This window comes from Lactobacillus ultunensis DSM 16047, assembly GCF_001436305.1.
In the GTDB taxonomy this organism is placed as follows: domain Bacteria; phylum Bacillota; class Bacilli; order Lactobacillales; family Lactobacillaceae; genus Lactobacillus; species Lactobacillus ultunensis.
Genome location: NZ_AZFO01000053.1, coordinates 1 through 8,301 on the forward strand (window position 1 = coordinate 1; position 8,301 = coordinate 8,301).

Genomic DNA, 8,301 nt, shown 5'->3' on the forward strand with positions numbered 1-8,301 from the left:
TACTTGACTTTACGTAGAAAAGAAAAAGCCCATTGCTCTAATTTAAAGCAATGGGCTTATATTTATCTTTCATTCACATTATTCAGCAGCTGCTTCTGCCTTAGCTTCCTTGGACATTCCAGCAAGGTCGCCTAACAATGTAAAATCAATTTGAGTTGCTAAATCCGGCTTTTTACGTAAGAAATCAATCTCAGATGGTTTAACATTTTCAGTTGGATTGTCTTCAGAAATTAACTCTTTTGAGATTTCGCTGTCAGTTAATTTTTTATCCTCTAATACGCTTTCTGCTTCTTTGACTTCTTTTTCATACTTTCTTGTCATAAAAAACGCCTTCTTCACCTTTTATTGTAGTTGGTTTTGCAAAAAGATATAACGAAACGTACTTTTTATTTTCCAACAAAAAAAGACATGGCTTTTAAACTATGTCTAATATACTGCTTAATGTAACTAGAGAACTTGAACTTCCACCCTCATCATTACTAGCTTATCGAAAGTCTCCCGCTTGTCGACAAGCTTTTTTCTTACAATGACAAGCGATTCAACGATTGCTTGTCGAATTCAACGAGAATCAACAAGCTTTTTATCTGCATATGGTGACCATAAGGATTTGAGTCTTTTAATGATATTGACATGCCAAATAATTAACTCACTATAGCTTTTTATTTCACATTATCTTGTTTTGAGCACATGATCAATTGCTTACCATATGTTTTAGGATCATCAATTATTCTAAGCATCACTTGAGCCACATCTTCGCGATAAGTACGTGGCGCACCTGGCATTTTGAATCCCGACTCGGCATCCCTTACTAGCGGCTTCTTAGTTTTATGACCATTGAACAAAGGACCAGGATGCACAGTCGTCCAGTTCAAATCCGATTCAGGCAATTTGTTCTCTCCAGCTTCATGGTCAGCAAAGTTTCCCTTCAAAAATCCTTTAGCACCCATCTTATAAGGATACCTGGTATTAGCGTATGTTTTGCCTACACCCAAAGCAGATAGACTAATTAATCTTTTAACACTAGAATTATCCATTGCCTTAATGATATTTGGAATTGCAAAAGTAAATAGCCGACCACTACTATTTGACATTGGATTACCCAGCGTTACCAAAACTGCATCACAGCCCTTCATTGCTCTAGACATTCTATTAATATCAGTCAGCTCTCCTTTAATTACCTTCAGGTTGGAATGTTCACTCAATTTCTGTGGGTGTCTAGCGTAGGCAACGACTTTATCATTTTGTGCTAAAGCTTGCATTAACACATCATTACCAGTTCGACCAGTAGCACCTATTAAAAATATTTTCATATGATATCACCCAGTCTAAATATTATCTTCAATCCAATTCATGATATATTCCGTTCCAGTTGCGTAACCACCCATTTGCGTATGCTGCTGCGCAGTGGAATTTTCATCAAATAACATGTAATCTTTAGGGCAACTTAGAGCATCATAGAACTTTTTAGCAGCACCATGTGTAACTTCAGCAGAGCCATCTAATACTAAAGTCTTTGTCTTAATGTTATCAACGATATCTGTATTATTGTACTTTTGCAATTCATTAATAATTGTCTTATCAGTTGCCCCGTGCTTCCATTCGTAATCTTTTAAAACAAAGTCAATCATCTTAGGTCTAATTATAGCTGGCATCTTAAGTGCCTTTTCTAAACGTCCAGCAATCATGCCACCCCAGTTCATGTTGCCTGGATCCGAAATAATAAATTTTAAACGATTGTCAAATGCAACAGCTCTGGGAACTAGAAAGCCACCAAAACTCATCCCCATTGCACCGATTCGATTGTCATCTACTTCATCTAATCCTTGTGCAAAATCAATTACTGGTCCCAGCACATTTTCAAAGTCAGGTCTAAATTTTAAGTTTTGCAATCTCAAAGCCATTCCTTGGCCGGGACCATCAAATGTTAAAGCATTAATTCCTCGTTTAATTGCTGCATCAGTTACCCAGATAGTATCATCTGCCCAGGTGTCTCGACCAGGAACTACAATTAGCAACGGTGCTTTTTCATCTTTAACATATGGCGAGCGATAAAAATGACCAGGCAAATATGTATTTTCATAAGGAATCTTTATCGCTTCACCTGGATAGCCACTTAATTCAAGAGAGCGATCATAGCAATCTTGGCTTCTTTGAGAGTAATCTTTCATCCGAGGATCTTCCCAATCACCAAAGTACATTAATGCTACTCGCCAATAAGTTGAAGCACGTAAATAACTGCTAGATGCACTAATTTTCTTACCATCCTTCTCAAAATGATGAGCTCGATTTTGTAAATGAGCTGCCATATTACTCCAAGCACTAATCCAGCTTTGTTCGTCGCTTTCTTTAATATTCATAATTACTTCAAGCACTTCGCCTTCATCACTCATACGATATGGCATCAAATCCATGACGTGTTTAATCAAAGCATCTTGCAGCATATTGTCATTATATTTATAGTCTGACCAGTGTTTCTTAAAAGTAGTTGTCATATTTATTTCCTCATTTCTTATTTGTTGGTCTAATCTTATAAGAAAATCGGTTATACTTTAACTACAAAATTAAATGGAGTGTTGCATTTTGAATAAATATATCAATAAGAACAATCAGACAAATAAGAAAATCGAAACGGCGCTTTTACAGTTAATGAAACACAAGAATTTAGATAAAATTACTATGAATGAAGTTGCGACTGAAGCTGCCGTTAATCGAGTTACTGTCTACCGTCATTTTGATGATAAGTGGTCCATTGTTGAAGAAATTGAGCAGAATCTTTTAACGGAAATCACTAAGCCTCATAATCAAATGTTAGATAAATTAGCTGCCAAATCTGATAATGGAATTCTGTACTTAACTAACTTTTTAAAGGCTTTTGAACAAAATTTAAACACGTTGAAGATTCTATTAAGTGGGAATGGTGATCTAGCTTTCCCTAATAAGTTGATGAATTATTTATTGCAGATGGAAGAATTATCGCATCCTATCATGCACTTAAATATCTCAAAAGATATGCAGGATTTATTTTCTTTTTACGGAATTTCAGCTTTAATTGGTATCATTCGATTCTGGACATTGCATCCTCAATATTCAGCTAAAGAAATGGCTACTTTCTTTTTCAAAATGAGAACAGGGGAACTTAGTATGATTGATTAGATTTTGCTATTTTCACAGCTTTTGATAAGTAAAAGTATTATATTTAAAATTTGATAAAAGCACACAAAAAAGCGGGCATAAAGCCCGCTATTATAACCTTTGTTCTACTCTCAGAGTTTCTTTCGTGCACACGGTCAAAAACGTGTGCAGAAGTGTGTGCATCATTTACTTTAATTCAAAAAAATAAAGCTTTACTTATCTTCGCAAAACGCTGATAAATAAAACTTTATAATATTAAATGAATCTTTCTAATGCTGACTAGAAGCATAGAAAGCCCAACTTCCTAAGCCTACAATGTCGGCTTCTTTATTGTTTTTCTAAAAACTGTGTGGCAGATATTGTGGGGTAGATGCCTATATATCTGAGAACCTATATTAATTACTCTTTTTTAAATTTTTTATTGCGTTTACTTATTTGATTTTTCTTAGTATCAGGTATTCTTTCATACATCTCATGCGATTTTGCCAATAAACCCATTTGATCACAAATCAAATTTACAAAAGTAAATAACTCTATTACTTGTTCCTTATTTTCAGTTTCATTAATTTGTCTATATCTATCCAATTCATTTTCATGAGCATGTGCATTAGAATTTCCAAAAACTCTAATGTTATCCATCATTTCTGTAATAAATGATGGCATTGTACGACTTAATTGACCTATCATAATGTTTAATGAACTGTTTGCATCTGCTTCCGTATGATTTTTCAATAAAGTTTCTAAAGTGATTCGAATTAATGTGCCAGAGGCTCTCAGTGATTTATTAAATACACTGGCTGCTTCGTTATAAATCTTTTTAACATCTTCTGGCATAGATTCTGAAGGGACTGGCAATATATCAGGTATAGGTGATTCTGGATATATGCATTTCTGCAATAATATCACATTTCTAGCAGTATTAACAGATATACCAGCCTGTGTAGGAGTCGGCACATCCTCTACCATCATTTTATTTTCTACATATATACTCTCACTACCACAATTATTACAAGTAGCTGAATAAAATTCTACACTTCTATTAAGTATTTGTTGATTATTTGAGTCTCCTTTAAAATTATTCTTTTTTGACCAATCGGTTAAAGACACCTTTTTAATACCTTGAGAAGAAGTGTTAAAAATTCTTTTCATATAATGAGATGTGGTTGAACCAGGCTTACAACAAAAAGGGCATCGTAAGCTTCGTTCTCTTCCATCAACAAAAGGTTCAATCTCTTCCATAATCCAATCTTCCCTACTACATCAATTAAGTACATTTACAACTTTTCAGCATATAACATATAGCACATCTATTTATATAAATCCATACGCGTGGTGCTAGTTAAATCGTTCTAGACAATAAGCCAAATTATAAGCTAAAATTGCAATTTCCAACCGGCTTTGAAAGCCTATCAGACTACGTGCTCGATTGTTCTAGGTATTGTAATAGGTCAGAAGCGAAAAGCCGCTTTCAATTGTTCTGCGAATAGCCATCAATTGATGATCATTGTGCTTTTTAGCTCCTGTCATATTTTTACGATATGGTGTCCAAAGTTCGTAACCCATTTGTTTTAGCTGTTGATGCAGTTCTTTGCCTAAATAGCCTTCGTCGCCAAGAAGATAGTAATTAGATGGATGGGTATTTTCCATCAGTTCAACTGTCTCCCTGGCATCATGAACTGATGCCTTTGTTACGACATAATCAAGAATGTAACCGTCATCGCTAACAATGGCATGAACTTTGAAACCATAGAAGTAAATTTTCTTGGTGGCCTTATAACCAATGTTGGCATAACCGCGAAAAATTTTAGCACGATAGTTGCGAATTGGTTGGCAAACAGGTACCGAAAAGCTGTCAATGATCAAGAACTGTCCATTCAGGTCAACCTTTTTATTCATTTCTTGCCGTATCTGATAAATCAATTGCAATAGCTGACGTGAACGCCGATTAAAACGTGAGTGTGATAAACAATTGAAACATTCACAGAATCTTCTTTGTGATTCAATTCCTGTCTTAGCTTGCCAGATAAGTAAAGCCAAAATCAGACTGTCCGTAGTTTTAATTTGATCAATATTTCGCCGATGAGTAAACTCAGCCGGTGCATACAAACGATACCAGTGCCGACAAATTACCACTAAATCTTTAAAACTAACTTGTAAATGGTGGCTAAAACGCTTAAGCTTAAGGCAGTTCAATCAGATCAGACTCTTTTTTTGATACTACAACTTGAGTCTAGTCCGATTGGACTTTTTTATTAACTAAAACGATTTAACTAGCACCATGCGTATTCAATATAACAATTTTACTTTCATCAAGAAGAGAATCTAATCTTTTACGATGGTTTCTCTTTTTTTGTTTATGTCTCACTATTATTTTTTTACAGTAGACGTTACCCATTAAAAAATTTAATAAAATTAACCTTGGTTTATACTGATAAACCAAGGTTAATTATGCTTAATAATCCGGCTTTATTAATTTAAAAACTTTATGTTAATCTTCTAGTTAGAGTTTTTTAATATTACTTTATTTTTTAATTCATTTATAGTAATAGCTAACGTTAGAATTCCCATACACAAAGGACATAAAAAATTAGAAGTAGCAGATTCCCCAAATATCATTGGTCCTACAATATTCTGTAATTGTCCTCCCAAATTTATAGCACTTAAATCCAAAGTCAAATATTGAGATCTACTAAATTCAACCATATAAACAGCTAGAGCTGCAGAACTAAATAACTCAGCTATTATTTGAACAATAACTAACAATATTAGTAATATTAAATAAAACTTTTTTGTATTATTAATGTTAGAAATAACTATTCCAAAAAATGATATCCCTAAACAGAATCCAGAAATAATCCAAAAAATATCATAAACTTTCTTTTGAACGGCAATTTTATTTACAAAACCTTGAAAAAGAGCAATAACAATAGTATTACATACAAACGCAGTAGGTGCCATCCATGTTAAGTTAGTAAAATTTTTTACAACTAACAAAGGAATATAAACGTTTAGTAAAGTCCTATGAAATGAAAAAATAAAGTTTTCAATAATCAAATTAAATCTTTTTTTATTTATTAAGGAACTTTCAATTGCTTTAAAAGATGTTAATGGTGAACGCTTAATATTAGCTGACGTTACATCAACATCTTTTAAAGCATAGTTATAAATTAAAACAACTAATATAAAAGAAAAAGCATTAATAATCAAAGCTATAAATAAATTTAATTTAAAAAAACTTATTATTCCACTTATACCAGCACCGATACCATATCCCAGATTAGTTGGTAAAGCCATATTTCCCATTAAAATCGAAGCTTTTTCTTTACTCAACGGTGCAACTATTAAACTTCTAGTTAAAGAGGCTGCGGATCGATCAATTATTCCAAACAAAGTCATAAAAATTAAGAAACTAATATTTCCTTTTATCCCTTGCCATAACAACATTCCAAATGCTCTTAATATATAAGATACCGAAAATATTCTTAATTTTCCTAATCGATCAGCAAGGTATGCAACAGGTACGGAAGCAACCATGCCAGATATTGCTGATAAAGTCAGCCCTATTCCTATCAAAGTTGCACTGACATGACTATTATTCAAAAAGAAAATAGTTGAAATACTAACGAACGAGCCTGTTCCTAAAGAATCTACGCCAGAAGCTAGTAAGGCAGCTCGCTCAATTAATCTTTCTTTATTTATAGCGATCATTTTATTTTGCCACAGGTTGGACAATCTGAAAGTTTAGGGATTGGAATTTTATAATAATCATTTGAAAAACTGGATGCGCAAAGCAGATATCCACGAGCTAAATCTCCTTTTTCCAAGATAATCTTCAAAACTTCATTAGCACCCATTACACCAGCAATACCAGTTCCTATACCCCAAACTGCTACTGGTCCTCTACGACTTTCAGCTAAATCTGGAAATGCACATTGTAAACACGGATCTACTTTAGCATCAAGCATAGTCAGTACATAACCATAGCCATACTGTGCAGAAACATGTACCATAGGGATATTATTATCTACACAATATTTATTGACCATTAAACGTTGTTCTGGACCATCTCCACCTTCTAAAACAATATCATAATTAGATAATAAAGTATTGATATTTTGAGGTGTAACTTTTTCTTCTGAGTCAATTATTTGAATTTCTGGATTTAAATGCCTCAATCTATTCGCAGCAACTTTAGCTTTATATTTTCCAATATCATCAGTGGTATACAATATTTGTCTATTCAAATTACTTAATTCAATTTTATCAAAATCAATGATCTTAATTTTTCCCACTCCAGCAGCTGCTAAATAATAAAGCAACGGTGACTTAACTCCACCAGCACCTACGCTAACTACACTAGCATTACTTAAGCGTTTTTGACCCTCTTCACCTATTTCTGGCATTTGAATTTGTCGATTATATCTAGAATTTTCAAATATCATTTTCTATTCCTTTCTTAAGCAAAAGAGCCTGGATATTTCCAGACCCCCAAAAAAAGCTCTTAAATTAACCGTCACAAGTAACCACACCTACTAATGCAACATTATCAGTCGCATTAATTGTTTGGTTAAACTTGGCTAATTTTCCATTTACTAAAACTCTACATAACTTTCTAGGCTCATTTAACGTGGTATTAAAAATATTATGTTTCAAGTCTTCATCTAAAGATACAACTCTTTGAATCATATCTTTTACTTTTGAACCTAAACGTAAATCATAATCAATATGATTTACTCCCAATCTACCTTCAGCAATACCTCTTAATTGAACAGTAATCATTTGACCTTATCTCTTTTCATTAAAATCAGATTCTAATACTAGACAATGATTATTAATACCGTTTATCCTTACAAATCTGTTTTAAGGATCACAGTATGTGACTTTCTTTATCTTCTTACTAATTTTCAGTTTACTTTAAATAGTGTTTAAAAAGTTTTAACGCTATTTAATAAGCCTCAAATTAACCTAAAAGTACTGGTAATTCCCACCAAATCATTTTTGATGCCCCCTTTATCTTTATTTGTATTAATAATAAATCAATTAATTAAGATCAAATATTCTTAGTATCATATTTGTTACACATTCTTATTACATACACAATCTATTTAAAATTAATAATCTAAAGAGATACAATTTAAATATTCAAATACGCGTGGTGCTAGTTAAATC

General features: G+C 33.0%; 8 protein-coding genes and 1 pseudogene. 1 reads left to right on the plus strand and 8 read right to left on the minus strand.

Going from position 1 to position 8,301, the window contains the following annotated elements; all coding sequences use genetic code 11:
* Window positions 1-78: 78 nt before the first annotated feature.
* The 3 genes from FC57_RS09905 to FC57_RS09915 form a co-directional block, all read right to left on the minus strand.
* A complete protein-coding gene (locus FC57_RS09905; protein WP_040529482.1) occupies window positions 79-321 on the minus strand; it encodes a hypothetical protein in 243 nt (80 codons plus the stop codon).
* Between the two features lie 338 nt (window positions 322-659).
* Complete coding sequence (locus tag FC57_RS09910) at window positions 660-1,310, minus strand: NAD(P)-dependent oxidoreductase (protein WP_007125830.1); 651 nt, start codon at window positions 1,308-1,310, stop codon at window positions 660-662.
* Window positions 1,311-1,325: 15 nt separating this feature from the next.
* Complete coding sequence (locus FC57_RS09915) at window positions 1,326-2,492, minus strand: alpha/beta hydrolase family protein (RefSeq protein WP_007125831.1); 1,167 nt, start codon at window positions 2,490-2,492, stop codon at window positions 1,326-1,328.
* An 88-nt stretch (window positions 2,493-2,580) separates the two neighbouring features.
* Here FC57_RS09915 and FC57_RS09920 point away from each other — a divergent pair, with 88 nt between their 5' ends.
* Window positions 2,581-3,153 carry a TetR/AcrR family transcriptional regulator gene (locus FC57_RS09920; protein ID WP_040529483.1) on the plus strand — a complete coding sequence of 191 codons (573 nt, stop codon included), beginning with the start codon at window positions 2,581-2,583 and terminating at the stop codon, window positions 3,151-3,153.
* A 378-nt stretch (window positions 3,154-3,531) separates the two neighbouring features.
* Here the strand turns inward: FC57_RS09920 and FC57_RS09925 are convergent, their stop codons facing one another.
* From FC57_RS09925 to FC57_RS09945, 5 genes and pseudogenes are all read right to left on the minus strand, one after another.
* Window positions 3,532-4,371 (minus strand): DUF4145 domain-containing protein, encoded by an 840-nt coding sequence (locus FC57_RS09925; RefSeq protein WP_007125833.1) that lies wholly within the window; start codon window positions 4,369-4,371, stop codon window positions 3,532-3,534.
* Window positions 4,372-4,467: 96 nt separating this feature from the next.
* Window positions 4,468-5,325 (minus strand): annotated as a pseudogene (locus FC57_RS09930) (IS982 family transposase).
* 303 nt (window positions 5,326-5,628) lie between these two features.
* A complete protein-coding gene (locus tag FC57_RS09935; protein WP_007125835.1) occupies window positions 5,629-6,840 on the minus strand; it encodes an MFS transporter in 1,212 nt (403 codons plus the stop codon).
* Window positions 6,837-7,574 carry a HesA/MoeB/ThiF family protein gene (locus FC57_RS09940; protein WP_007125836.1) on the minus strand — a complete coding sequence of 246 codons (738 nt, stop codon included), beginning with the start codon at window positions 7,572-7,574 and terminating at the stop codon, window positions 6,837-6,839. The genes FC57_RS09935 and FC57_RS09940 overlap by 4 nt, the downstream gene beginning before the upstream one ends.
* 64 nt (window positions 7,575-7,638) lie before the next feature.
* Window positions 7,639-7,911 carry a MoaD/ThiS family protein gene (locus FC57_RS09945; protein ID WP_007125837.1) on the minus strand — a complete coding sequence of 91 codons (273 nt, stop codon included), beginning with the start codon at window positions 7,909-7,911 and terminating at the stop codon, window positions 7,639-7,641.
* Between the last annotated feature and the right edge of the window lie 390 nt (window positions 7,912-8,301).

Excerpts from the sequence above, each read along its gene's own strand:
- FC57_RS09905 (WP_040529482.1), bottom strand. The coding sequence starts at position 321 with ATGACAAGAAAGTATGAAAAAGAAGTCAAAGAAGCAGAAAGCGTATTA.
- FC57_RS09910 (WP_007125830.1), bottom strand. The coding sequence starts at position 1,310 with ATGAAAATATTTTTAATAGGTGCTACTGGTCGAACTGGTAATGATGTG.
- FC57_RS09915 (WP_007125831.1), bottom strand. The coding sequence starts at position 2,492 with ATGACAACTACTTTTAAGAAACACTGGTCAGACTATAAATATAATGAC.
- FC57_RS09925 (WP_007125833.1), bottom strand. The coding sequence starts at position 4,371 with ATGGAAGAGATTGAACCTTTTGTTGATGGAAGAGAACGAAGCTTACGA.
- FC57_RS09935 (WP_007125835.1), bottom strand. The coding sequence starts at position 6,840 with ATGATCGCTATAAATAAAGAAAGATTAATTGAGCGAGCTGCCTTACTA.
- FC57_RS09940 (WP_007125836.1), bottom strand. The coding sequence starts at position 7,574 with ATGATATTTGAAAATTCTAGATATAATCGACAAATTCAAATGCCAGAA.
- FC57_RS09945 (WP_007125837.1), bottom strand. The coding sequence starts at position 7,911 with ATGATTACTGTTCAATTAAGAGGTATTGCTGAAGGTAGATTGGGAGTA.